Source organism: Streptomyces sp. NPDC058086 (genome assembly GCF_042885015.1).
GTDB lineage: Bacteria > Actinomycetota > Actinomycetes > Streptomycetales > Streptomycetaceae > Streptomyces.
The window spans coordinates 22,664-47,620 of record NZ_JBHVST010000088.1 but is presented as its reverse complement, the minus strand read 5'-3'; the positions used below and the strand labels follow the sequence as shown (position 1 = coordinate 47,620).

The following is a 24,957-nucleotide window of genomic DNA, read 5'->3' as shown; positions in this document are numbered from 1 at the left end:
TGTTCGTCCGCGGGTGGGTGGGGGTTGAACGCGCAGTCCCCCGCGCCCCTTTTTGGGGGCGCGGGGAACTGCGCGATCTTTTGGGGTCTGGGGGCGGAGCCCCCAGGTGGGGATGGGACGGGTAGGGGCGGCGGGGGCGAGGAACGCGGGGGCCGCCCCCAGTCGGCGTCCCGGTATACGGACGCCGGGTTGCGGGCGGAAGATCTTGTGGCAGGATGCCGTATCAGGTCATGAGCGACAGCCATCAGGCCCCGGCCGGCTGTCCGGCAACCCTCCGTCCGTGGCGGGGTGCCCCGGGTGAGGACCAGGCCGTAGGCAGCGAGGTCTACGGCAAGCGCGGACCCCTCGAGAATCCCAGGGGTCCTGGTCGTTCGAGGGAGCCTTCTGTGAGCAAGCGAATGCGATAGGGCGTAGAGCCCCGCCTCCGCACACCCCTTTTGCCTTTCCTCCCTGCGCCGAGCCGTGCAGCTGCACACCCGTACCCCCGTGCACCCGGCCCGCGCAGCGATTCCGCCTGCCTCTCACAGGAGCTCGCCATGTCCGTCTCCACCGCTGCCGCCGACCAGGCCATTTGTGCCCCCTTGCCCGTTCTGGGCCGAGACGTCACCGTTCCGCTCGTGACCGGCGGCGAGGTCACCTACGCCGCGCTCGACTACGCCGCCAGCGCCCCCGCCCTCCAGCGGGTGTGGGACGACGTCGCCGCGTACGCCCCGTACTACGGCAGCGTGCACCGCGGCGCCGGGTACCTCTCCCAGCTGTCCACCGACCTCTTCGAGAACGCCCGCAGGACCGTCGCGGAGTTCCTCGACTGCCGGGGCGACGACCAGGTCGTCTTCACCCGCTCCACCACCGACTCCCTCAACCTGCTCGCCGCCACCCTGCCGGCCGACTGCCAGGTGTTCGTGTTCGAGACGGAACACCACGCCTCGCTGCTGCCCTGGAAGGACGCCCGGGTCACCTACCTCAACGCGCCCCGCACCCCGCAGGAGGCCGTCACGGCCCTTGAACGGGCCCTCGCCGCCCGTGACCCCCACGGCCCGGCCCTGGTCTGTGTCACCGGCGCCTCGAACGTCACCGGCGAGCTGTGGCCGGTGCGTGAGCTGGCCACCGCCGCACACGCGCACGGTGCCCGGATCGTCCTGGACGCCGCCCAGCTCGCCCCGCACCACCCGGTGTCGGTGCGGGACCTCGACGTCGACTGGGTCGCCTTCTCCGGGCACAAGCTGTACGCGCCGTTCGGCTCGGGCGTGCTCGCCGGCCGCGCCGACTGGCTGCGCGAGGCCGAGCCGTACCTCGCGGGCGGCGGCGCCAGCCGCAAGGTCACGCGACGGGTGGACGGCGGCGTGGACGTGGAGTGGCACGAGAGCGCGGCCCGGCACGAGGCCGGTTCCCCGAACGTGATCGGCGCCTACTCCATCGCCGCCGCCTGCAAGGCGCTGACCGAGGCCGGTTTCGACACGCTCGTCGCCCGCGAGGAGCAGCTGATCGGGGCCGTCCGGGCCGGCCTGGCCGAGGTGCCCGAGGTCCGCGTCCTGTCGCTCTTCGGCGACGACGCCCCGCGCGTCGGCGTTATTTCGTTCGTCGTCGAGGGCTGGAACAGCTCGCACTTCGCGGCCGCGCTGTCCGCCGAGTACGGGATCGGGGTGCGGGACGGTCTCTTCTGCGCCCACCCGCTGGTGCGCACGCTGCTCGGCAGCGATCCGCAGACGCAGGGGGAGTGCGGGGCGCCCGAGGCGGCGCCCGGGGAGAAGTCCCTCAACGCGATCCGCGTCAGCTTCGGGGCCGGTACGCCCGACGAGCATGTGGAGCGGTTCGTGCGTGCGGTGAAGGAACTGGTGCGGGACGGTGCGAAGTGGAACTACCGCACGGAGGACGGCCGCTGCGTCCCGGCGGTCTGAGGCCGTCGGCGGCAGGTGGGGGCTCCGCCCCCACACCCCCGAAGAGATTGCGCGGCTGTGTCTAGCTGTCCAGGCCGATGGCGAACGCCGCCTCCAGGTCGTGCTGGGAGTACGTGCGGAACGCGACGTGGGTGTCCGTCGCCTCGACGCCGGGGATCTTGCTGATCTTGCCGGGGATGACGTCCGCCAGGTCGTCGTGGGCCTTCACCCGGACCATGGCGATCAGGTCGTACGTACCGGTGACGGAGAAGACCTCGCTGACACTGTCCAGCGCGGCGATCGACTCGGCGATCTCGGGGATCCGGTCCACGCTGGTCTTGATGAGCACGATCGCGGTGATCACGGCTGGTTTTCTCCCTCGGGGGCTGCTGCTGGGGTTTTCACTCTAGTCGGCCGCCCGAACCGCACCCACGCGTAGACGAACCCCAGCGAGAAGCCCACCAGGTGGGCCAGATAGGCGACCCCGGGGCCCGAGGGACTGCGGCCTGCCGCCAGCCATTGCAGGGTCACCCAGAAGGGCAGCACGACCCAGGCGGGGAAGCGCAGCGGCAGGAAGAAGAGGAACGGGAAGAGACTGGTCACCCGGGCCCTGGGGAACAGGTACAGGAACGCTCCCAGGACCGCGGAGATCGCCCCCGAGGCGCCGACCAGGGTCTGCTCGGAGCCGGAGTTGGCGATCGCGTAACCCAGTAGAGCGAGGTAGCCGCAGACCACGTAGAAGACGGCGAACTGGACGTGGCCCATGCGTTCCTCGGTCATCGCTCCGAAGACGTAGAAGAAGAGCATGTTGCCCAGGAGATGGAGCCAGCTGCCGTGGATGAACAGGGCCGTGGCCGGGGTGAGCCAGGCGCTCGGGATCCCGTCGAAGAGCTCGGCGGGGATCACGCCCCAGCGCCGGAAGTAGGCGCGCTGGGCGACCACGAGCGCATCTCCGGTGCCGAACGACGGATTGAGTCCCGAGGCGGGGCCGATCAGGAAGATCAGGCAGCACAGGAAGATCAGTCCGTACGTCACCGGCGCGGACTGACCGCGCATCGTCCTGCCGACCGCCGTGCCCCAGGTGCTGATCATGGGACAGAGCATGACGTAACCGGACCGATGCGCACAGAGTGCCTCGCCGCCGTGGACGGCCGAGCGTCGAGTACCCGCCAGGCCGTAGGGTAACGAGCCACACGCGCCGGAGACCGGCGCTGGACGGACACTAGAAGGAAAGCGACTGCCACATGACGGTTCCCCTCCCGACCGCCGAGACTCGCTGGCGCTGCACGCTCTGCGGCAACCTCACGCGATTCGACGTGACCCGCTCGTCCAAGGTCGTCGAGTATGTGCACCTCGACCTGGCCGGTGAGCCGAACGTCGAGGAGCGCAAGGTGGTCAGTGAGACCATCGAGTCGGTGCGCTGCCGGTGGTGCAACGCGGTGGACCAGGTGGAACTGGTGGACAGGCCGGGCGCCGGCTCCTGAGGGAGCGGGCCCCGCACAGACATTGGGGTGACGGATGGTGGAGACCACAGGCGGGGAGCCGGACGACGGCGCCGCTGAGGTGCTCGACCGTCCGCTGCCCGACGGTGTGCGCCGACGGGTCGTACAGATCGTGTCGGACGGGTTCGGCGGGTTGACCGTCGCCGAATTGCCCGCCCAATTGCGGCAGTATGCGCGGTTCGCCCCCAATCGGCGGGCGAAGTTCGCCGGTAACGCCATGGCCGCCGCGCTGGAGACCGATCCGCTGTTCCGGCAGCGTATCGCCGAGAAGCTCAGAGAGGCGCAGCCGGAGCTCGCCGGTGCCCTCGACTCGGGCGCGCCGCCACCGGCCGCGGATCCGCTGGACGTGGCGGCCGCGGCCTATGTGCTGCGCCCCACGGGCTGGGTGAAGCTGGTGACCGCCGCGGGCGAGGAGGCCCTGCGGGCGGACGCCGAGCGCGCGGACGAGGAGAGCCGGGCGGAGCTGGAGCGGCTGCGTGAGGAGCTCGCGCAGGCGCGTGGTCAGACCAAGGCCGAAACCGAGCGGCTGCGCATGGAGTTGGAGTCCGCGAAGAGGGAAGCCGAATCGCTACACCGCAAGTTGCGCGGCGCACTCAGCGACGTCAAGCGGGGCGAGGCCGCGCTGCGCAAGCTGCAGGGCGAGATGGACACCGCGCGGGCGGACGGGCAGGCCCAGGTGTCCGCCGCCGAGAGCGAGACCCGGCGGCTCAAGGCGCGGCTCTCTGAGGCCGAAGCGGCCCTGGAGGCCACCCGCAAGGCGGCACGCGAGGGTCGCAGCGTCGAGGACATGCGCGTACGGCTGTTGCTCGACACCGTACTGGAGGCGGCCCAGGGGCTGCGCCGGGAGCTCGCGCTGCCGCCCGTGTCCGTACGGCCGGCGGAGACCGTGGACGCGGTCGAACCGGGGCGCATGACGCCCAAGGACATCGCGGCCCGCGCCCTGTCCGAAAATGATCCCGCGATCGTCGACCAGCTCCTCGCGCTGCCGCAGGCGCATCTGGTCGTCGACGGCTACAACGTCACCAAGACCGGCTATCCGCAGATGCCGCTGGAGAAGCAGCGGCTCAGACTGCTGGGGCAGCTCTCGCAGCTCGCCGCGCAGACCGGGGCCGAGGTGACGTGTGTCTTCGACGGGGCCGAGCTGGCGGCGCCCGTGCTGCTCGCGCCGCCACGCGGGGTGCGGGTGCTGTTCTCCAAAGCGGGTGTCACGGCGGACGAGTTGATCCGCCAGCTGGTGCGCGCCGAGCCGCCCGGGCGGCCCGTCATCGTCGTCTCCACCGACCGTGAGGTGGCCGACGGGATCGCCAAGGCGGGCGCCCGCCCGGTGGCCTCCGCGGTGCTTCTCAAGCGCTTTTCGCGCGGCTGAAAAAGCGGCTGAAAAAAGCGGCTGAAAAGAGGCTGAAACGGCGCTGATCCAGCGGTCGAAGCAGCGACTGGGCAGCAGTCGGCGATCTGTGCCGTTCGCCCCAAAGGGCCCGTACGTCCCATCCGTAACATCCAGGCGTTGTGCCCGAATTGGCGAAACCTTCACGCAACGTAGCGTCAGGCTGGCATCACTGCACGTGAGTTGAGTGCAAAGAATGCGCTGGGTGACTAAGAATTTTCAGGTTTGGATTTGAACTGATCACAGGAAGGTCACTAGGGTCTGGCCTCGAACCTCCGCTCGGGTGATCGCTCATTGGGAGCGACGGCGGAGGGGCACCGCCCGTCGGCGTCTCGGCAGGCGGCTGGAGGAAGAAGGAGCTCGCCTTCGTGGCGTCCCACCGTCGACCCAAGCAGCCGAGCCGCACCCGTGTGACCGTGCTCACCACCGCCGCCGCTGCAGCCGTGGCCCTCAGCGCCAACGCCGCCAACGCCGCGCCCAGCGAGAAGCCGAGCAAGGACGAGGTCAAGAGCAAGGTCGACCAGCTCTACCAGGAGACCGAGCAGGCCACCGAGAAGCTCGACGGGGCCAAGGAGAAGCAGGACAAGCTGGAGAAGGAAATCAGCACCCTGCAGGACAACGTGGCCCGCGGCCAGGACGAGCTCAACGCCTTGCGTGACGGGCTCGGAACGATGGCCAGCGCCCAGTACCGCACCGGCGGCATCGACCCCTCCGTGGCGCTGTTCCTCTCCTCGAACCCGGACGACTACCTGGACAAGGCGTCCGCGATGGACCAGCTGAGTAGTCAGCAGGTCGAGGCGCTGAAGAAGGTCCAGGAGAAGCAGCGTTCGCTCGCCCAGCAGCGGCAGGAAGCCTCTGCGAAGCTCAAGGACCTCGCCGACACCCGTACGGAACTGGCCAAGCAGAAGAAGGCGGTCCAGACCAAGCTCGCCGCGGCGCAGAAGCTCCTCAACTCCCTGACGGCCAAGGAGAAGGCGGCTATCGACGCGGAGCAGTCCCGCGCCACCCGCGCCAGTGAGCGCACCGTTCTCGGCAACCCCGGTACACCCGCGTCCGGGCGCGCCGGTGCCGCCTTCTCCGCCGGACAGACCAAGATCGGCACGCCGTACGTCTACGGAGCCACCGGCCCCGGCTCCTTCGACTGCTCGGGCTTCACCTCCTGGTCGTACGCCCAGGCCGGTGTCTCCATCCCGCGCACCTCGGAGTCGCAGGCGACCATAGGCACCCGCATCTACTCGCAGAGCGATCTGCAGGTCGGCGACCTGGTCTTCTTCTTCGGCGACCTGCACCACGTCGGCCTCTACGCGGGCAACGGCCAGGTGCTGCACGCCCCGCGTACCGGAACGGTCGTGCGCTACGAGTCGATGAGCACCATCGGCGGAGCGTTCCAGTTCGGCGTCCGGGTCTGATCCGGCTCCCCGAACCCTCCGAGATCCTTTCGAGGCCCCCTGTGCATGCCGCCCGAACGGGCGAATCGCGGTAACTCCCTTTGACCCCACGCCCCGTCGGTGACCTGCGTCTCCGGCGGGGCGCCGCGTTGTGCGCCTCTGGAGGCCTTTGGCCGGTGCGTAGTCGCACGGCTACTGTCTGGCGCGTTTCCCCCAACTCCGGGGGACCGTCAGCGGAAGGGAGAGCGGCTACTCGTGGGGTCCCATCGCCGCCGTCCACCGTCCGGGTTCGACCGGGGCGTCAGCGCCGCGGGCATCGCCGGCGTCGCCGTGACCGTGATGTCCGTCGCGGCCGCCGCCCTCGGGGCCGTACCGGCCGCCGCAGCACCGAAGGACGACACCCGGGCCGAGGTGGACCGCCTGTACACCCAGGCGGAGAAGGCAACCGAGGCGTTCAACAAGGCCGACGAGCGCGCGGGAGTCCTGCGCAAAGAGGTGAGCACGGCACAGGACCGCATCGCCCGGCAGCAGGAGCGCATCAACACCATGCGGGACGCGCTCGGTTCGCTCGCCGGGGCCCAGTACCGCGCGGGCGGCCTTGACCCCTCCCTGGCGCTGCTCTTCTCCGACAACCCCGCCGAGTACCTCGACAAGGCCGTCGCGCTCGACCGGATCAACGCCCACCAGGCGGGCGAACTCAAGGACCTCCAGATCGCCATGCGCGACCTCGCCCAGGAACGCGAGGAGGCGACCGCCAAACTCGCCGAGCTGGAGAAGAGCACCAAGGCCGTCGCCCAGCACAAGCAGACCGTCGAACAGAAACTCGCCAAGGCGCGCCTCCTGCTCAACTCGCTGTCGTCCGCCGAGCGCGTCGCCTACGACCGGGCCTCCCGCTCCGGACGCTCCGACCTGCCCGAACTCGGCAGTGTCACGCCCGCCTCGGGGCGCGCCGCCGCCGCCCTCGCCGCGGCCCGCTCCGCACTCGGCCGCCCCTACGTGTGGGGCGCCAACGGGCCCGGCGGATTCGACTGTTCGGGCCTCATGCAGTGGTCGTACCGGCAGGCGGGCGTCGGTCTGCCGCGCACCTCCCAGGAACAGCGGTACGCCGGACGGCAGGTGCCGCTCTCCCAGGCGCAGCCCGGCGACCTCGTCACCTACCGCTCCGACGCGAGTCATGTCGCGATCTACGCGGGCAACGGCCAGGTGATCCACGCGCCCTACCCGGGGGCGCCGGTGCGCTACGACCCGGTGGGCATGATGCCCATCTCGTCCGTGACACGGGTCTGACCCCCGCGCCGTGGCGCCGTACGATCGGGAACGTGGCTGGTCGAAGGCGTGCGTCGCGGGCGGGGTGCTCCCTGGTGCTGCTGCTCGCCGTGCTGGTGGGCTGCGGCGGCAGGCCGTCCCAGGACTCCGCGTCCGCCGATGTGCAGCGGGTCCTCGACCTGCGGGCGGCCGCGGTCCTGGACCGGAACGAGTCGGCCTACCGGGCCACGGAGGAACCGTCCGGCTCGACCGCGGAGTTCACCAGGCTGCGCGCCGTTCCGCTGGCCGACTGGTCGTACCGCCTGACGGACCTGCACCGCTCCGGCGACCGCGCCACCGCGGGCGCCGAGCTGCGCTACCGCATCGAGGGCTACGACAGGGCGCCCGTCACGGCGGCCCGCACCCTGCGCCTGGTCCGCGACGGCGGGACCTGGCGGGTCGCCTCCGACGTGCCCGCCGAGCGGGCCAGTCAGCAGCTGTGGGAGCAGGGGGCGGTGACGGTCGTACGGGGCGCGCACAGCCTCGTCCTGGGGGTCGGGCAGTCCGGTGAGCGGCTGCGGGTGTACGCCGGTCTCGCGGACCGTGCCGTGCCCGCCGTGACGGACGCCTGGGGCGCAGACTGGTCGGGGCACGTCGTGGTTGTCGTACCCAAGTCGCTGGAGGGCATGGCGGGACTGCTCGGGGCGCCCGCGTCCGGGTACCGGGGGATCGCGGCGGTCACGACCGGAGAGGCGGGAGGGACGGCCAGGGCGCCCGCGGACCGGATCATCGTCAACCCCGATGCGTACGGCCTCCTCGGCGACTTCGGGAAGCAGGTCGTGCTCACCCACGAGACGACGCACGTGGCCACCCGCGCCCACACCACCGCCGCCACACCCCTGTGGCTCTCCGAGGGCTTCGCGGACTGGGTCGGCTACCGCGGCAGCGGCCGTACGGCGACGCAGGCCGCGCCGGAGCTGGAGCGGGCGGTGCTGGACGGGCACGTACCGGCCGCGCTGCCGGACGACAGGGACTTCGGGTTCGCCGGGGACGCGGCGCGGCTGGCGCGGGCGTACGAGGGCGGCTGGATGGCCTGCCGGCTGATCGCCGACCACTGGGGCGAGGTCCGGCTGAACGAGTTCTACCGGGCCGTCGGCGACCACAAGAAGCGGGCGGGGGCCGTCGAGGGCGCGCTGCGGGACGTCCTGCACACGACGCCGGAGCAGTTCACGCAGCAGTGGCGGGCGTACCTGAAGGCGCAGCTCGGCTGAATCAGCCCGTCGGCGTGTCCAGCCGGGCGATGGCCTCGGCCAGCCACTCCCGCTCCGCCTCGCCCGTCGCCCGCGCCACCCGCAGCATCCCCTGCCGGAACAGGTCGCCGGCCTCCTCCGCCCGTACGGGCTCGCCGTCCCGGTAGAAGAAGCTCGCGGGTGTCAGCAGGAACTCCTGGCGGCGGCGCAGGACCGCGGCCTGTTCCCGCGGGTCCGGGAGGTGACGCAGGAACGCCAGCAGGGTGTTGAAGCGGACGTGGTCGGTGATCTCGGCCTGCTTGGGGTGGCGCAGCCGCTCCAGGAGCTCGGCACGCCCCTTCTCGGTGAGCGACAGGATGCGACGCGGGGCGGCGCCGCTGCCGGGCTCCGTGTGCTGGTCCAGCTGTCCTGCGGCCACCAGGCGGGTGATCGCCGGGTAGAGCGCGCCGTCGCTGACCGGGCGGACATGGCCGCTGAGCGCCTTGATGCGTTCCTTCAACTCATAGCCGTGCAAGGGCTCTTCGAACAGAAATCCGAGGATCGAGAGCTCCAGCATGCGGGGCGCTCCTTGCTTGCGGGTGTCGGAGCGCCCATGGTACCTCTTATCGAGCTACCTCTAAACGAGGTAGCTCGAATCGAGGGAATCAAGGAAATCGAGGGAACCATCGGTGAACGCCCACCGGAAGCAGCTCATATCGCTCGCCCACCCCGTGTACCTCTCCCTGCTCGCCTCCGTCGCCGCCGGGATCATCAACACCGTCTGGGTCTCCCGGCTCGGCGGTCCCGCCGTGGCCGCCGTCGCCGTCGCGACCAACACCGAGAACGTGTTCCTCGGCGTCGCCCTGGTATTCGCCTCCGGCACGACCGTCCTCGTCGCCCACGCCAGAGGGGCCCGGGATCCGGGCGCGCTCCGGGCGGCCGTACGCGGCGGACGGGCCCTGTGCGCCGTCGTGACGCCCGTGGTCGCCGTGGGCGGGTACCTGCTGCGCGAACCGCTGGCACGGCTGGTCCTGGGCGGCGACGGGCGCGCCCTCGCCCTGGCGGTCGCCTACTTCGGGATCTCCCTGCCGGGCATCGCCGTCTTCTTCGCCCAGAACCTCGTCGACGGCATCCTGAAGGGCGCCGGTGACACCCGCACTCCGATGCGCCTCGCCCTGCTGGCCAACGGGCTGATCCTCGGCCTCGACCCGCTGCTCATCCACGTCTACGGCGTCCGGGGCGCCGCCGCCTCCACGGTCCTGTGCCGCTGCGTGGCCCTCGCCGTCGGCCTGCGCGCCCTGCGCCGCAACGCGCCGCTGCGCGAGGCCGCGGCCGTCCGTCCCGCCGAGCCCACCGGCCCCGCGCTGCGCCGCACCCTGCGGACCGGACTGCCCATGTCCGCCGACTTCACCGTGCGCCAGGGCGGGGCGCTGGTCCTGGTCGCGATCGTGGCGAGGCTCGGGGTGACGGCCGTGGCCGCGTACTCCATCGCGTACAAGGTCATGTACGTCGCGACCATGGCCTTCTACGCGGTGCGGCAGGCCGCCTCGATCCACACCGCGCACACCCGGGGCGCCGGCCGCGACGAGCGGGGCGCGATCGGGCGGCAGGCGGTGATCGTCTCCGGGGTGGTGGGCCTGGTGGCTGCCGTCCTGCTCGGCGCGTTCGCCCCCTGGATCATGCGGGCCTTCGGCGCCGGGGACGCGGTCGCCCACGACGGCGTGCTGTTCCTGCGCTGCGTCGGCCCGTACCTGCTGCTGATGGCCTGCTTCATCGCGCTGGGCGGGGTCTTCGAGGGGAGCGGGGGAGCGCCGTTGTTGCTGCGGGTGACACTGCTCGGCACCGCCGTCCAGCTGCCCGTGGCGTACGCCCTGTCGGGGCTCGGGCTGCCCGGGATCTGCCTGGCGCTGGCGCTGTCCATGGCGGTGCAGTGCGCGGCCGTCGGGCTGCTTCTCGCCCGCGCCCGCCGCCGTCAGGAGGAGCTCAGGTGCTCCTTGGTGCGGGTGGCCTGAGCGGGCAGGGCCGGGGCCGGGTCGGACACCGTGCTCCACCACAGTTCGAGGGCGGCGAGCAGGGCCGCGATCACCAGCAGGCCGTTGCGCAGGAAGAGCAGGGTGATGCCCAGCCGGTCGCTGCCCACGACGTGCGAGAACCAGATCGGGAACTCCAGGACGGTCACGAAGCACGCGGCCAGCACCAGCCCGACCGGCAGGGTCATCCGGCTGCCCCGGAAGCACAGGCAGACCGCGCCGATCCCGACCAGCCACACCATGTACTGCGGGCTGATGACCCGGCTGGTGGCCGTGAACATCAGCACCGCCACGAACGCGGCGTCGGCGAGCGTGTGCGGCCGGAAGCGCTGGGCGCGCAGCCGCCACAGCAGCAGCCACGCGAAGGCGATCGCGGTGAGCGCCAGGGCCAGCCTGCTCACCACGCCGACGTACGGGCCCAGGAACTCCACCGAGCCGTAGTTGAGCAGCACCTGACCGTCCCAGCCGAAGTGGCGGCCCACATGGAAGACGAGGGAGCCCAGTGACTCCACCTCGGTGCCCCGGTCGCGCTGGAAGGTCAGGAAGGAGAAGGCGCCGGGCATCGACAGCCCGAACAACACCGCGATCCCGCCGGCGGTCACCGCCGCCGCGGCCCACGCACGCCGCTTCACAGCCCCCAGGAGCAGGAGCGCCGGCCACACCTTCACCAGCGCCCCGAAGCCCACGAGAGCGCCCATCACCCGCGGATGGCGGGCCCCCGCGAGGAGCGCCGCGACCGCCACGGCCGTCACCATCACGTCGTAGCGGGCGTAGACGGTCGGTCCGAGCAGCGGGACGCCGATCACCCACACCCAGGCGCCGCGCAGCGTCTTGCCGGGGCGCCGGCCGGCGTAGTGGAGCAGTGCGTACACCACCAGGTCGGCGACGAAGGCCAGCAGGAAGAAGGCGTGCGCGTAGTCGAGGAAGGGCAGCAGACCGGGGGAGAGGATCGCGAGCGCGGCGGCCGGCGGGTACTGCCAGGTCACGTCGTCGAGCGGGAAGGTGCCGGTGCGCAGGATCTCGTACCAGCCCTGGTAGATCACCGAGACGTCACTCGTGACGTCCGGGCCCGGGAAGACGAACACCCTGGAGACGAAGAGCAGAAGCAGAAGCCTGGTCAGGCCCCAGGTTCCCAGCAACGCGTACGGAAACCCTTCCCCCCGTGTGCCCTTCATGCTCACCTGGCCCTCGTTCGTCGGTGTCTGTGCGGTGGTGCGGTGGTGCGGTGGTGCGGTGGTGACACGGTGCGGTTGTGCGGAAACATGATGACGCGCCGGGCTGTGCGAGGCCCATGAAGCGCGGCCGTACGGAGCTGTGACCACCGGTGGAATACAGCTTCGCCGCTGTGGACCGCTCGCGTGGGGATTCGAGGGTTTCGGTAGTGTCGAACGCGATGCACAAGACCCTGATCGTGACCAACGACTTCCCGCCCCGCCCCGGCGGCATCCAGGCGTTCCTGCACAACATGGCGCTACGACTGGACCCCGAGCGCCTCGTAGTCTACGCATCCACGTGGAAGCGGAGCCGGGAGGGCATCGAGGCGACGGCCGCCTTCGACGCCGAGCAGCCCTTCACCGTCGTCCGGGACCGTACGACGATGCTGCTGCCCACGCCGGGCGCCACCCGGCGCGCCGTCGGGCTGCTGCGCGAGCACGGCTGTACGTCGGTGTGGTTCGGGGCGGCGGCCCCGCTCGGCCTGATGGCGCCCGCGTTGCGCAGGGCGGGCGCCGAGCGCCTGGTGGCGACCACGCACGGCCACGAGGCGGGCTGGGCCCAGCTGCCCGCCGCACGGCAGCTGCTGCGCCGTATCGGCGAGTCCACGGACACGATCACCTACCTCGGTGAGTACACGCGCTCGCGCATCGCGTCCGCGCTGACGCCCGAGGCCGCCTCCCGCATGGTCCAGCTCCCTCCGGGGGTCGACGAGAGGACCTTCCACCCCGGCTCGGGCGGCGACGAGGTCCGCGCCCGCCTCGGCCTCACCGACCGCCCGGTGGTGGTCTGTGTCTCGCGACTGGTCCCGCGCAAGGGCCAGGACACGCTGATCCTCGCCATGCCCCGCATCCTCGCCAAGGAGCCGGAGGCGGTGCTGCTGATCGTCGGCGGCGGGCCGTACGAGCAGGACCTGCGCAAGCTGGCGTACGACACCGGGGTCGGCGCCGCGGTCCGCTTCACCGGCGCGGTGCCCTGGTCGGAGCTCCCGGCCCACTACGGCGCGGGCGACGTCTTCGCGATGCCCTGCCGCACCCGCAGGGGCGGCCTCGACGTCGAGGGCCTCGGCATCGTCTACCTGGAGGCCTCCGCGACGGGCCTGCCGGTCGTCGCGGGCGACTCGGGCGGCGCCCCCGACGCGGTCCTCGACGGCGAAACGGGCTGGGTAGTCCGAGGCGACTTGCCGGACGACTCCGCCGACCGCATCATCACCCTCCTCGGAGACCCCGAACTCCGCCGCCACATGGGCGAACGGGGAAGGCGGTGGGTGGAGGAGAAGTGGCGCTGGGACCTGCTGGCGGAGGGCTTGAAAGAGTTGCTCTAGGCGCGCGACCGGTCGCAAACCACCCGCACTCTCCCCACTCATCGCAGCGCCCCCTGAAAACCCGGCAAAAAGCCTAGGCGGAAGCAAATAATCCGCCGATGCTGCGCTCATGACAGAAAAACTGACTCATCATCAGATGAGTGACCGTCAGCTGACAAACCGTCACCTGACCAGACGCCAAATTCTGGGCATGGTCGCCCTCCAGACGGCCGCCGCGGCCGGTCTCACCCGCGTAGGCCTCCAGTCCGCCCACGCCGCGGAGCCCGCCGCGGTCGACGCCGCGCCCGCCATCGTCATCGGATCGGGCTACGGCGCCGCCGTGGCCGCCCTCCGCCTCGGCCAGGCCGGCATCCGCACCCTCGTCATAGAGATGGGCAAGCTCTGGAACACCACCGGCTCCGACGGCAAGGTCTTCTGTTCCACCAGCGCCCCCGACGAGCGCTCGATGTGGTTCCGCACCCGTACCGAGGCCCCGCTCGCCACCTTCCTGTGGCTGGACGTCGTCAACAAGGACATCGGCCTCTACCCGGGAGTCCTGGACCGGGTCCACTACGACAACATGTCGGTCTACGTCGGCCGAGGCGTCGGCGGCGGCTCGCTGGTCAACGGCGGAATGGCCGTCACGCCCCTCCAGTCCTACTTCTCCGAGCAGTTCCCCACGGTCGACGCCACCGAGATGTACAACACGTACTTCCCGCGCGCCCGCACCATGCTCGGCGTCAACACGGTCGACCCCACCTGGTTCGAGTCCACGGAGTGGTACCAGTTCACCCGCACCTCCCGTAAGGCCGCCGCAAACGCCGGCCTGAAGACGACCTTCGTCCCGAACGTCTACGACTTCACCTACATGCAGCGCGAGGCGGCCGGCACCGCCACCAAGTCCGCACTCGCGGCCGAGGTCATCTACGGCAACAACTACGGCAAGAAGAGCCTCGACAAGACCTACCTCGCGGCAGCGCTCGGCACCGGCAACGTCACCATCCACACCCTGGAGAAGGTCCGGGCGATCAGCCGGGCCACGGACGGCACGTACACCCTGACCGCCGACCGGATCGACACCACCGGCGCGGTCGTGGAGACCAAGCAGTACAGCTGTACGTATCTCTTCCTGGGCGGCGGCAGCCTCGGCACCACCGAACTCCTCGTCCGGGCCCGGGAGACGGGCACGCTGCCGGCCCTGGACGCGAGCGTCGGCACCGGCTGGGGCACCAACGGCAACGTGATGACGGGCCGCGCCAACCACATCTGGGACACGGTCGGGGCGAACCAGTCGACGATGCCGGTCATGGGCATCGACGACTGGGCCAACACCGCCAACCCCGTCTTCGCCGAAATCGCCCCGATACCCACCGGGTTGGAGACCTGGATCAGTCTCTACCTCGCGATCACCAAGAACCCGGAGCGCGCGTCCTTCACGTACGACGCGGCGACGGACTCCGCCAAGCTCGGCTGGACCGCCGCCCAGAGCGCGGTCTCCGTGAGCATGGCCAAGAAGCTCTTCGACCGGATCAACTCGGCCAACGCGACGATCTACCGCTACGACCTCTTCGGCAACAACAAGACCTTCGCCGACGACTTCTGCTACCACCCGCTGGGCGGCTGCGTGCTGGGAAAGGCCACGGACAACTACGGCCGCGTCAAGGGGTATCCGCACCTGTACGTCACCGACGGCTCGCTCGTGCCGGGCTCGATCGGTGTGAACCCGTTCGTCACGATCACCGCGCTCGCCGAACGCGGCATGGCGCGGATCCTCGCCGAGGACACCGCGCCATGAGAACCGCCAGGTCGGGCCGTCAGCCCCGGTAGATGGCCTCGATCTCGTCCGCGTAGTCCTTCGCCACCACGTTGCGCTTGAGCTTCAGGGACGGCGTGAGGTGGCCCGACTCCTCCGAGAACTGGGAGGACAGAATGCGGAACTTCCGCACCGATTCCGCCTTCGACACCGCGGCGTTGCCGTCGTCGACCGCGTCCTGGATCGCGGCGATCAGATCCGGGTCCTCGCGCAGCGACGCCGCGGTGGAACCCGCCGGCTTGCCGTGCTCCTCGGCCCAGCGGCCCAGGAACTCCTCGTCGACGGTGACCAGCGCGCCGATGAACGGGCGCCCGTCGCCGACCACCATGCACTCCGCGACCAGCGCGTGCGCGCGGATGCGGTCCTCGATCACGGCCGGGGCGACGTTCTTGCCGCCCGCGGTGACGATGATCTCCTTCTTGCGGCCGGTGATACGGAGGTAGCCGTCCTCGTCGAGGGTGCCGATGTCACCCGTGTGGAACCAGCCGTCCGCGAGCGCCTCTGCGGTCGCGGCCTCGTTGTTCCAGTACTCCTTGAACAGGTGCTCGCCGTGCAGCAGCACCTCGCCGTCGTCGGCGATCCGGATCACGGAGCCGGGCAGCGGCTGGCCGACCGTACCGATCTTCGTACGGTCCCAGGGGTTGAAGGCGGTGGCCGCGCAGGACTCGGTCAGGCCGTAGCCCTCCAGGACCGTGAAGCCGATGCCGCGGAAGAAGTGGCCCAGGCGCTCGCCGAGCGGGGCGCCGCCGGAGATCGCGTACTCACCGCGACCGCCCAGCACCGCGCGCAGCTTGCTGTAGACGAGCTTGTCGAAGGTCTTGTACTTGATCTTCAGGCCGAGCGACGGGCCGGAAGGGGTGTCCAGGGCGCGGCTGTACGCGATCGCCGTGTCCGCCGCCTTGTCGAAGATCTTGCCCTTGCCGTCCGCCTGCGCCTTGGCGCGCGCCGAGTTGTAGACCTTCTCGAAGACGCGCGGCACACCGAGGATCAGCGTCGGCCGGAACGCGGCCAGCTCGTCGGTGAGGTTCTTGATGTCCGGGACGCAGCCCAGCTTGATCGGCGCCATCATCGGCGCGACCTGCACCAGCCGTCCGAAGACGTGCGCGAGCGGCAGGAAGAGAAGGACGGAACACTCGCCCGTACGGAACAGGGGGCGCAGCCGCTCCACGATGTTGCCGCACTCCGCGAAGAAGGCGCGGTGGGTGAGGACACAGCCCTTGGGGCGGCCGGTCGTACCGCTCGTGTAGACGATGGTCGCCGGGTCGTCCGCCTTGGCGAGCGAGCTGCGCTCCTCGACGGTGGCGTCGCTGACGTCCTGGCCCGCGCGCCCCAGCTCCTCCACCCCGCCGGCCTCGATCTGCCAGACGTGCTTGAGGGCGGGCAGCCGGTCGCGCACCGACTCCACGGAGGCCGCGTGCGTGTCGAGCTCGACGATGCAGGCGGTCGCGCCCGAGTCGCCGAGTATCCACTGCACCTGCTCCGCCGAGCTGGTCTCGTACACCGGCACGGTGACCGCGCCCGCGCTCCAGATCGCGAAGTCGAGCAGCGTCCACTCGTAGCGGGTACGGGACATCAGGGCGACCCGGTCGCCGGGCTGTACGCCCGAGGCGATCAGGCCCTTGGCCGCGGACCGCACCTCGGCGAGGAAGGTGGTGGCGGTGACGTCCGTCCACGTGCCGCCCACCTTGCGGGCGATGACGGCGACGTCGGGATGCTGCGCGGCGTTTCTGCGGACGATGTCGGTCAGATTTCCGTCCGCAGGGACCTCGTACAAAGCCGGAAGGCTGAACTCGCGCAAGACTGCTGCTCCTCATAGGGCGCCGACGCCACGACGGTGTGTGATGCGACGGAGCGGTCCAAGGCTCGGGCAGGTACCCAGGAACATCATTGTTGAAATCCTGAGTACGACTGGACTGCCCGGACGTTACCCACCGGTACGGCTTTTTCGATAGGGGGTCCCGCCGAGATGTTCCCTGCGTCACACAGGTTGGCGCGTCGCACCGGATGGCGTTCCTTCACGCACAGTAGTCCACGCTCTTCTTGCCGTGCCAGTAACCGCAGGTCCGACCGCCTCTATTCACGTTTGCCCCACACGCCTACGCTTGATCGTCATGGCACCCACACCAGGCGGTAACCGCAGGACGCGCATTCATGTGGTCAGTGACGTGCACGGCAACGTGCGTGACCTGGCCCGGGCCGGCGACGGCGCGGACGCCCTGCTCTGCCTCGGTGACCTGGTGCTCTTCCTCGACTACGCCGACCACGCGCGCGGCATCTTCCCCGACCTCTTCGGCACCGAGAACGCCGACCGGATCGTCGAGCTGCGCACCGCCCGCCGCTTCGCCGAGGCGCGGGAGTTCGGGCGGCGGCTGTGGGACGAGATCGGGACGGACCATTCCGTGGCCATCGAGAAGGCGGTGCGCAAGCAGTACGCCGAGCTGTTCGCCGCGTTCCCGACACCGACGTACGCGACCTACGGCAATGTCGACATGCCTCCGTTGTGGGCGGAGTACGCCGGACCCGGCACGACGGTCCTCGACGGTGAGCGGGTGGAGATCGGCGGCCGGGTCTTCGGCTTCGTCGGCGGGGGTCTGCGCAGCCCCATGCGGACGCCCTACGAGATCGACGACGAGGAGTACGCGGCGAAGATCGAGGCGGTCGGCGAGGTCGACGTCCTGTGCACGCACATCCCGCCGGACGTACCGGAGCTGGTCTACGACACGGTGGCGCGCCGCTTCGAGCGCGGCTCCCGTGCCCTCCTGGACGCGATCCGCCGCATCCGTCCCCGTTACTCCCTCTTCGGCCATGTCCACCAGCCGCTCGCGCGCCGGATGCGGATCGGGACGACCGAGTGCGTGAACGTCGGCCACTTCGCGGCGTCGGGCCGCCCGTGGGTCCTGGAGTGGTGAACGGCAGGTGGGGTGGCGATGGTTCGGCGGGCGCGCGGTAGCCTTCACGCTGCACACACGTGCGCACCACCCTCCCTCACCGGACCGCATCTGGAGGAGCCACCGCGATGGCGGAACACACCAGCTCGAGCATCACGATCGAGGCGGCACCGGCTGATGTCATGGCGGTCATCGCCGACTTCGCCCGCTACCCGGACTGGACGGGAGAGGTGAAGGAGGCGGAGGTACTCGCCACGGACGGGCAGGGCCGCGCCGAGCAGGTACGCCTCGTCATGGACGCCGGCGCGATCAAGGACGACCAGACCCTGGGGTACACCTGGACCGGCGACCACGAGGTCTCCTGGACCCTGGTCAAGTCCCAGATGCTCCGCTCCCTCGACGGCTCGTACATCCTCAAGCCCGCGGGCGCCGGCGCCACCGAGGTCACCTACCGGCTCACGGTCGACGTCAAGATCCCCATGCTGGGCATGATCAAGCGCAAGGCCGAGAAGGTCATCATCGACCGCGCGCTGGCAGGTCTGAAGAAGCGAGTGGAGTCGGGCGAGGCGGGCTGATCCCGCTCCGCGGGCCGGTGGGGGCCGTTCGCGCGGTTCCCCGCGCCCCTGACGGGGCGCGCCCGCGTCTTCAGCCCGTCCGGCGTTTGAGGACGAGGCCGATCAGGCCGATCGGGGGGCTGGGGGCGGAGCCCGGGGGTGCTCGACGCAGGTAGCGTTCATGCAATGCGCACCATCCTGATCACAGGCCAGGGCGGCACGGGCCGTACGACGGTCGCGGCGGCCACCGCGCTGAAGGCCGCCCGCGAGGGCACCCGCACCCTCCTGCTCACCGCCGACCGCACCGACACCCTCGGCGCCGTCCTCGGCGTACCCACCGGCGCGGAACCCACCGACACCGCGCCCCGCCTCACGACCTGGCGCCCCGACGCGAACGCCCGCTTCCGCGAGGACCTCACCGCCTTCCAGGACCGCGCGACCACCGCCCTGGACCTCCTCGGCGCCGCCCGCCTGGACGCCGAGGAACTCACCCCCCTGCCCGGCGCCGAGGAACTCGCCCTGCTGCGCGCCCTGCGCGACGCGGCGACCTCGGAGACGTATGACCTGCTGGTCGTGGACCTCCCGCCGACCCCGCAGGCACTCGCCCTCCTCGCCCTCCCGGAGGAGCTGCGCCGCTACCTGCGCCGGCTGCTCCCGCCGGAGCGTCAGGCCGCCCGCGCCCTGCGCCCCGTCCTGGGCCGCCTCGCCGGCGTCCCGATGCCCGCCGAGTGGCTGTACGAGACGGCGGCACGCTGGGACATCGAGCTGGCCGCCGTCGCGGCGGTCGTCGAGGACCGTGCCACGACCGTACGGCTGGTCGCCGAGCCCGGCCCGGCCGGCACCGACGCCGTACACGCCGCCACCACCGCTCTCGCCCTGCACGGTCTGCGCGTGGACGCGCTGGTCGCGAGCCGGGTACTGCCCGCCGCCAGCGCGGACGCCTGGCTGGGCGCCCTCGCCGCCCAGCAGCGCAAGGCGCTGGACGAGTGGCAGGAGACGTACACCGTCCACGAGGTCCCGCACCTCGGCCGCGACCCGCGCGGCACCGACGACCTCGGCGCGCTCCCCGTGCCCGGCGTCAACCGGGCGCCGACCCCGGTCGAGTGGCCCGTCGTCGACCACCTCGCCGACGACGGCGTCCTCGTATGGCACATCCCGCTGCCCGGCGCGATACGCGAGGAACTGGACCTGATCCGCCGGGGCGACGAACTCGTCGTCACCGTGGGCCAGTTCCGCAGGATCGTGCCGCTGCCGTCCGCGCTGCGCCGCTGCACCGTGGCCGGCGCCGCCCTGCGCGAGGGGGAACTCAGGGTGCGTTTCGCGCCGGACCCGGATCTGTGGCCCCGGACACGGTGAACGGCGTACCCCCGTTCGGGTACCGTCGAAAGGAAGAACCATAGGCAGGAGTCCGCCATGAGCGAAGAGCGCCCCACGTCCGACGCCGCTCAGGAGGCGAACGACGAAGCGCGCGCGAGCGACGCCGACGCCTGGGCGAAGGCCTGCGCCGAGGACCTCGCGGCGGAGAAGGCCCGCCGCCGCGCCCAGTACGGTCCGCCGCCCGGCTCGGCCGCGGAGGAACTGCGCAAGCTGGTCGACACGGTCGCCGAGAAGCTGTCCGGACTGAACTCGCCGCTGTTCGGTGTGGTCGCCTCCGGCACCGCCCAGCAGATGGTCAACCAGGTCGTACAGCAGGCCAAGGCCGCCGTCGAACCGGTCATAGAGCGCAACCCCGATGTTTTCGATCACCTCGCGGCCGCGGGCAACGAGCTGCTCGCCGCCTACCGCTCGGCCGTCGAGGCACAGGAACGACGCTGGACCACCCGGGAGCGTGGCCCCCGCGACGAGGGGACCGGTCCGGGGGAGCGGATTGACTTGGACTAAAGGCTGCTCGGGTACGGTTGGCCGTAGCGGGGCTCGACCGAAACTGAGGGATTCATGGGACTCACCATCGGCGTCGATATCGGCGGCACGAAGATCGCGGCCGGTGTGGTCGACGAGGAAGGCAACATCCTCTCGACGCACAAGGTGCCGACCCCCACCACGCCGCAGGCCATCGTGGACGCCATCGCCGCCGCAGTGGAGGGCGCGCGCGCAGGTCATGACATCGTCGGCGTGGGTATCGGTGCCGCCGGATACGTGAACCGTCAGCGCTCGACCGTGTACTTCGCGCCCAACATCGACTGGCGGCAGGAGCCGCTCAAGGCCGAGGTCGAGGCGCGCGTGGGGCTGCCCGTCGTGGTCGAGAACGACGCGAACGCGGCGGCGTGGGGCGAGTACAAGTTCGGCGCGGGCAAGGGCCACCGGAACGTCATCTGCATCACCCTGGGCACGGGCCTCGGCGGCGGCATCATCATCGGCAACAAGCTGCGCCGCGGGCACTTCGGTGTGGCCGCCGAGTTCGGCCACATCCGCATGGTGCCGGACGGTCTGCTGTGCGGCTGCGGCTCGCAGGGCTGCTGGGAGCAGTACGCCTCCGGGCGCGCCCTCGTCCGCTACGCCAAGCAGCGGGCCAACGCCACCCCCGAGAACGCGGAGATCCTGCTCGCGCTGGGCAACGGCACCCCCGACGGCATCGAGGGCAAGCACATCTCGGTGGCCGCGCGCCAGGGTGACCCGGTGGCGGTGGACTCCTACCGCGAGCTGGCCCGCTGGGCCGGCGCCGGCCTCGCCGACCTGGCCTCGCTCTTCGACCCCTCCGCCTTCATCGTCGGCGGCGGCCTCTCGGACGAGGGCGAGCTGGTCCTCGACCCCATCCGTAAGTCGTACAAGCGCTGGCTCGTCGGCGGCAACTGGCGCCCCGTGGCCGAAGTGATCGCCGCCCAGCTCGGCAACGAAGCCGGCCTCGTGGGCGCGGCGGACCTGGCCCGGGAACCCGACCCGATCATGTAACCGACTTGATCACGTAGTACACACACCTCGCCCGCCGCGCCCTTCAGGGGTATGGCGGGCGAGGTCGTACCGCGCCCCTTTCGGCGGGGGCGCGGATGGCGCCCCTCGGGGGCGCGGGGCTGTGACATCTTGCGGCTCCGCCGCGTGGGCGCGACCAGCCCCCACCGGCCCGCAGCCGACAAACCACCCGCAGCGTTCCGGCGCCGCCGAGCAGCGCATCCACGTATGTTGATCCACATGGCGACGACCCCGCTGCCCCGCTCCCACACCGAACCCGACGGCTCCGCCGTCATCCGCGTCCTCAGCTACAACATCCGTTCGATGCGCGACGACACCACCGCCCTCGCCCGCGTCATCCACGCCTGCGCCCCCGACCTGGTCCTCGTCCAGGAAGCCCCCCGCTTCTTCCGCTGGCGCAAGAAGCTGGCCCGGCTCGCGGCCGCGTCCGGCCAGACGATCCTGTCCGGCGGCGCGACCGCCGCGGGACCCGCGCTCCTGTGCTCGATGCGGGCCACCGTCGAACGCACCGAGGACGTCCTGCTGCCCCTCACCCCCGGCCTGCACCGCCGCGGCCTCGCCACCGCCGTCGTCCGCTTCGGTGCCGCCCGGCTCGGCGTGGTGAGCTGCCACCTCTCGCTCCAGAAGGACGAGCGCTACACGCAGAGCGGTCTGCTCCTCGACCGCCTCGCCGCCCTCGGCACCCCGCACGCCCTCGCCGGCGGCGACCTGAATGAACGCCCCGACGGCCCCGCCTTCACCCGCCTCGCCGCCGGCCTCCAGGACTGCCGGGCCACCGCGCCCTGGGGCACGGAGTACACCTCGACGCCCACCGCCCCCCACCAGCGCATCGACGCGATCTTCGCCACCCGCGGCATCGAGGTCCTCGGCTGCGGGGTCCCGTACGGCCACCCCGGGGTCACGGAGACAGACCTGAGGGCGGCCACGGACCATCTGCCCGTGCTGGCCGCCCTCAGAGTGCCCGCCGCGTAGGGCCTGTCCGGCGGATCAGGTCGCAGGAAACGGGCGGCACCTCATCGACGCTGGCGAGCGGGGCTTGGTGCGTCCAGCTGCAAGGCGGAGGAGGGCGTCGACGCGGAGCGTCGGCAACCGACGACAACGCCGCAGATGGGCGTACCAAGCCCCGCGTCTGCGGCATGATCCGCCGGACAGGCCCTAGGCCGCGTCAGACCACCGCGCCCCGCCCGGGATCGTCCTCGTCCTCGTCGTCGGACTTCATGCGCGCCACGAGGGTGGCGAAGCCGCCCAGGAAGCCGCCGATGCCGACCGTGGCGAGCCACCACGTCATGTCCCAGCCGAGCAGGATGGCCAGCAGCAGCACGATCGGGCCGCCGACGACGGCGAGCCAGGCGAACTTGGCCGTGGTGTCGGCGCTGGGCAGCGGGGGCGGCTCCGGGGGGACGAAGTGGCCCTCGTCGTCCCCGTCGAAGTCGTCCTCGGAGGGCTCGGGCGCCTGGTAGTCGCGCGGACCGCCGACGCCGGGCGCGAAGGAGACGGAGCCGCCGAGGGGCTTCGCCGCAGCGGGCGGCTCCCCGGCCTCGTCGCCGGCCCCGTCCTTCTCGCTCGTCCCGACGGTCCCGCCGGTCTCGTTCTTCTTGCCCTTCTCGGGCCTCTCGGGTGCGTCCCCGCCGCCCGGGGCGTCGTTCGTCACCGGGTCGAGGAGCGCCAGGTCCTCGATCGACTTGAACGGTTTCGCGCCAGGCGGGTCCGGCGGCTCCTCGCCGTACCCGGCGACGATCGCCTGCCACGCGGCGTCCTCGTCGAACGGCACACCCTGCTCGTCACCGTGAGGCTCGCCGACGGGTACGCCCTTCTCGTCGGGCTCGCCGCGCTCCGCGTCGTGCTCAGCCACCAGTGGCCGTCCCTTCCTGCTGACCCACCTGACCCGTGTCGGACCGCTTGCCGACACCGGGCGCGAGCCGGGCGATGAACGCGTAGCTCTCCTCGAAGATCCGGTCCGCGTCATGGTCCAACGTCGCCACGTGGTAGCTCTGTTCCAGCAGGATCTCCGTCACATCGGTGGACGACACCCGGCTCAGGATCCGGGCCGAGTCGACGGGCGGCACCACATGGTCCTGGGGGCTGTGCAGCAGCAGCATCGGTTGGGTGACCTGGGGCAGTTCACCGTCGACCATCCGGTAGAAGTTCCGCATGGAGTGGGCTGCGTGCAGGGGCACCCGGTCGTAGCCCACCTCCTCGACGCCCTCCTTGGCGATGTCGCTGGTGATGCCGCTCACCGTCCGGACGAGGTGGCGGAGCACCGGAAGGGCGTGGGCGGCCGCCCCGTGCACCTTGTTCGCCGGGTTGACGACGACGATGCCGCTCACCTCGTCCCCGTGCTTCGCGGCGAGCCGCAGGGTCAGCGCGGCGCCCATGGACAGGCCGAAGACGAACACCCTGGCGCAGCGCTCCCGCAGGGCGCGCAACTCGCGGTCCACCTCCGCGTACCAGTCCTGCCAGCCCGTGAGCTGCATGTCCTCCCAGCGCGTGCCGTGCCCCGGCAGCAGGGGCAGCGCGACGGTCAGGCCGCGCTCGGCGAGAAACTCCGCCCAGGGGCGCAGCGACTGCGGGGAACCGGTGAAGCCGTGGCAGAGGAGGACACCGACCTCTCCGCCCTCGTGGCGGAACGGCTCGGCTCCAGGAAGGACCGGCACTTTCGGTCTCCTGTTCATCAGACGGGCGGGTGTTCATCAGACGTGCGGGATGCGAGGCGTACTTCACCGTACGCGACCGCACTGACACCGACCAGGGTCGTCGGGGCCTTTGACAGTGCTCCGGGATAAGGTCTCATCGACTACACAGGAGGCATTCGGTTGATCTACGGCGCCATGAAGTTTTCCATCGGAGGGCCGCTGAAGCTTGCCTTCAGGCCCTGGGTGGAAGGCCTCGAGAACATTCCCGCCGAGGGCCCCGCCATCCTGGCAAGCAATCATCTGTCGTTCTCGGACTCGTTCTTCCTGCCCGCGGTCCTCGACCGCAAGGTGACCTTCATCGCGAAGGCCGAGTACTTCACGACGCCCGGCGTCAAGGGCCGGATGACCGCCGCCTTCTTCAAGGGCGTCGGCCAGCTCCCGGTGGACCGCTCCGGCGCGCGCGGCGCGGGCGAGGCGGCCATCAAGAGCGGCATCGACGTCATCGAGCGCGGTGAGCTGTTCGGTATCTACCCGGAGGGCACGCGTTCGCCCGACGGGCGGCTGTACCGCGGCAAGCCGGGCGGCCTCGCGCGCGTGGCGCTCGCCACCGGTGCCCCGGTCATCCCGGTCGCCATGATCGACACCGAGAAGATCCAGCCGCCGGGCAAGGTGATGCCCAAGCTGATGCGTCCGGGCATCCGCATCGGCAAGCCGCTCGACTTCAGCCGCTACAACGGCATGGAGCACGACCGCTTCGTCCTGCGCGCGGTGACCGACGAGGTCATGTACGAGATCATGAAGCTCTCCGGCCAGGAGTACGTCGACATCTACGCGACGGCCGCCAAGCGGCAGATCGCGGAGGTGGCGAAGGCCGAGAAGCAGGCGCTCAAGGAAGCAGAACAGGCGCAGAAGGAGGCCGCGAAGGCGGCCGAAGCCGAAACCGAAGAGGGACGGGCCGGCTCCTAGACGCTTGCGTCGGGGGGCGGGGGGTG

General features: G+C 71.0%; 23 protein-coding genes and 1 riboswitch. Of the genes, 16 read left to right on the top strand and 7 right to left on the bottom strand.

The window, feature by feature from the left end; genetic code table 11:
* The first annotated feature begins 226 nt into the window (after nt 1-226).
* A riboswitch (SAM riboswitch) is annotated at nt 227-343 on the top strand.
* 193 nt (nt 344-536) lie between these two features.
* Entirely contained in the window at nt 537-1,898 is a 1,362-nt protein-coding gene (locus ACFVWD_RS43195; RefSeq protein ID WP_389603416.1) for an aminotransferase class V-fold PLP-dependent enzyme, read from the top strand.
* A gap of 61 nt (nt 1,899-1,959) precedes the next feature.
* Here ACFVWD_RS43195 and ACFVWD_RS43190 read toward each other — a convergent pair whose 3' ends face one another.
* A complete protein-coding gene (locus ACFVWD_RS43190; protein WP_101405598.1) occupies nt 1,960-2,241 on the bottom strand; it encodes an Lrp/AsnC family transcriptional regulator in 282 nt (93 codons plus the stop codon).
* Nucleotides 2,238-2,969 carry a rhomboid family intramembrane serine protease gene (locus ACFVWD_RS43185; RefSeq protein ID WP_101408195.1) on the bottom strand — a complete coding sequence of 244 codons (732 nt, stop codon included), beginning with the start codon at nt 2,967-2,969 and terminating at the stop codon, nt 2,238-2,240. The genes ACFVWD_RS43190 and ACFVWD_RS43185 overlap by 4 nt, the downstream gene beginning before the upstream one ends.
* A gap of 152 nt (nt 2,970-3,121) precedes the next feature.
* Here ACFVWD_RS43185 and ACFVWD_RS43180 point away from each other — a divergent pair, with 152 nt between their 5' ends.
* From ACFVWD_RS43180 to ACFVWD_RS43160, 5 genes are all read left to right on the top strand, one after another.
* Nucleotides 3,122-3,361 carry a hypothetical protein gene (locus ACFVWD_RS43180; protein ID WP_054231545.1) on the top strand — a complete coding sequence of 80 codons (240 nt, stop codon included), beginning with the start codon at nt 3,122-3,124 and terminating at the stop codon, nt 3,359-3,361.
* 34 nt (nt 3,362-3,395) lie between these two features.
* Nucleotides 3,396-4,745, top strand: coding sequence for an NYN domain-containing protein (locus tag ACFVWD_RS43175; RefSeq protein ID WP_389603415.1), 1,350 nt, complete (start codon nt 3,396-3,398; stop codon nt 4,743-4,745).
* Between the two features lie 386 nt (nt 4,746-5,131).
* Nucleotides 5,132-6,172 (top strand): NlpC/P60 family protein, encoded by a 1,041-nt coding sequence (locus ACFVWD_RS43170; protein WP_389603413.1) that lies wholly within the window; start codon nt 5,132-5,134, stop codon nt 6,170-6,172.
* Nucleotides 6,173-6,406: 234 nt separating this feature from the next.
* Nucleotides 6,407-7,438: an NlpC/P60 family protein gene (locus tag ACFVWD_RS43165; protein WP_389603412.1), complete on the top strand. Its 1,032-nt coding sequence runs from the start codon at nt 6,407-6,409 to the stop codon at nt 7,436-7,438.
* 32 nt (nt 7,439-7,470) lie between these two features.
* Complete coding sequence (locus ACFVWD_RS43160) at nt 7,471-8,667, top strand: hypothetical protein (RefSeq protein WP_389603410.1); 1,197 nt, start codon at nt 7,471-7,473, stop codon at nt 8,665-8,667.
* Nucleotide 8,668: 1 nt separating this feature from the next.
* Here the strand turns inward: ACFVWD_RS43160 and ACFVWD_RS43155 are convergent, their stop codons facing one another.
* The gene (locus ACFVWD_RS43155; RefSeq protein WP_101405603.1) at nt 8,669-9,202 is read right to left on the bottom strand and encodes a PadR family transcriptional regulator; all 534 of its coding nucleotides are present in this window, start codon (nt 9,200-9,202) and stop codon (nt 8,669-8,671) included.
* Nucleotides 9,203-9,314: 112 nt separating this feature from the next.
* Between ACFVWD_RS43155 and ACFVWD_RS43150 the strand changes: the two genes are divergently transcribed.
* Entirely contained in the window at nt 9,315-10,637 is a 1,323-nt protein-coding gene (locus tag ACFVWD_RS43150) for an MATE family efflux transporter (protein ID WP_389603408.1), read from the top strand.
* Here ACFVWD_RS43150 and ACFVWD_RS43145 read toward each other — a convergent pair.
* A complete protein-coding gene (locus ACFVWD_RS43145) occupies nt 10,598-11,830 on the bottom strand; it encodes a glycosyltransferase 87 family protein (protein WP_389603406.1) in 1,233 nt (410 codons plus the stop codon). The two genes, ACFVWD_RS43150 and ACFVWD_RS43145, sit on opposite strands and share 40 nt — an antisense overlap.
* A 218-nt stretch (nt 11,831-12,048) precedes the next feature.
* Between ACFVWD_RS43145 and ACFVWD_RS43140 the strand changes: the two genes are divergently transcribed.
* Nucleotides 12,049-13,191: a glycosyltransferase family 4 protein gene (locus ACFVWD_RS43140; RefSeq protein WP_389603404.1), complete on the top strand. Its 1,143-nt coding sequence runs from the start codon at nt 12,049-12,051 to the stop codon at nt 13,189-13,191.
* Between the two features lie 190 nt (nt 13,192-13,381).
* A complete protein-coding gene (locus tag ACFVWD_RS43135; RefSeq protein ID WP_389603403.1) occupies nt 13,382-14,965 on the top strand; it encodes a GMC oxidoreductase in 1,584 nt (527 codons plus the stop codon).
* A 19-nt stretch (nt 14,966-14,984) separates the two neighbouring features.
* On the opposite strand, the gene ACFVWD_RS43130 is transcribed toward ACFVWD_RS43135, so the two are convergent.
* Entirely contained in the window at nt 14,985-16,781 is a 1,797-nt protein-coding gene (locus tag ACFVWD_RS43130; protein ID WP_168490631.1) for a long-chain fatty acid--CoA ligase, read from the bottom strand.
* A 313-nt stretch (nt 16,782-17,094) separates the two neighbouring features.
* Between ACFVWD_RS43130 and ACFVWD_RS43125 the strand changes: the two genes are divergently transcribed.
* The 6 genes from ACFVWD_RS43125 to ACFVWD_RS43100 all read left to right on the top strand — a co-directional run bounded on the left by ACFVWD_RS43125 (nt 17,095) and on the right by ACFVWD_RS43100 (nt 22,304).
* Nucleotides 17,095-17,892 carry a metallophosphoesterase gene (locus ACFVWD_RS43125; protein WP_389603401.1) on the top strand — a complete coding sequence of 266 codons (798 nt, stop codon included), beginning with the start codon at nt 17,095-17,097 and terminating at the stop codon, nt 17,890-17,892.
* Between the two features lie 107 nt (nt 17,893-17,999).
* Entirely contained in the window at nt 18,000-18,446 is a 447-nt protein-coding gene (locus ACFVWD_RS43120; protein ID WP_054231534.1) for an SRPBCC family protein, read from the top strand.
* A gap of 165 nt (nt 18,447-18,611) precedes the next feature.
* The gene (locus ACFVWD_RS43115) at nt 18,612-19,781 is read left to right on the top strand and encodes an ArsA family ATPase (RefSeq protein WP_389603399.1); all 1,170 of its coding nucleotides are present in this window, start codon (nt 18,612-18,614) and stop codon (nt 19,779-19,781) included.
* Nucleotides 19,782-19,838: 57 nt separating this feature from the next.
* Entirely contained in the window at nt 19,839-20,306 is a 468-nt protein-coding gene (locus ACFVWD_RS43110) for a DUF5304 domain-containing protein (protein ID WP_389603398.1), read from the top strand.
* 54 nt (nt 20,307-20,360) lie between these two features.
* The gene (locus tag ACFVWD_RS43105) at nt 20,361-21,314 is read left to right on the top strand and encodes an ROK family glucokinase (RefSeq protein ID WP_054231531.1); all 954 of its coding nucleotides are present in this window, start codon (nt 20,361-20,363) and stop codon (nt 21,312-21,314) included.
* A gap of 237 nt (nt 21,315-21,551) precedes the next feature.
* The gene (locus tag ACFVWD_RS43100) at nt 21,552-22,304 is read left to right on the top strand and encodes an endonuclease/exonuclease/phosphatase family protein (protein ID WP_389603396.1); all 753 of its coding nucleotides are present in this window, start codon (nt 21,552-21,554) and stop codon (nt 22,302-22,304) included.
* Nucleotides 22,305-22,497: 193 nt separating this feature from the next.
* On the opposite strand, the gene ACFVWD_RS43095 is transcribed toward ACFVWD_RS43100, so the two are convergent.
* Both ACFVWD_RS43095 and ACFVWD_RS43090 read right to left on the bottom strand, forming a co-directional pair.
* On the bottom strand, nt 22,498-23,184 hold the full coding sequence (locus tag ACFVWD_RS43095) for a hypothetical protein (RefSeq protein ID WP_389603395.1): 687 nt from the start codon (nt 23,182-23,184) through the stop codon (nt 22,498-22,500).
* On the bottom strand, nt 23,177-23,986 hold the full coding sequence (locus ACFVWD_RS43090; RefSeq protein WP_389603394.1) for an alpha/beta hydrolase: 810 nt from the start codon (nt 23,984-23,986) through the stop codon (nt 23,177-23,179). The genes ACFVWD_RS43095 and ACFVWD_RS43090 overlap by 8 nt, the downstream gene beginning before the upstream one ends.
* 174 nt (nt 23,987-24,160) lie before the next feature.
* Here ACFVWD_RS43090 and ACFVWD_RS43085 point away from each other — a divergent pair, with 174 nt between their 5' ends.
* Nucleotides 24,161-24,931: a lysophospholipid acyltransferase family protein gene (locus ACFVWD_RS43085; protein ID WP_360272986.1), complete on the top strand. Its 771-nt coding sequence runs from the start codon at nt 24,161-24,163 to the stop codon at nt 24,929-24,931.
* Nucleotides 24,932-24,957: the final 26 nt, after the last annotated feature.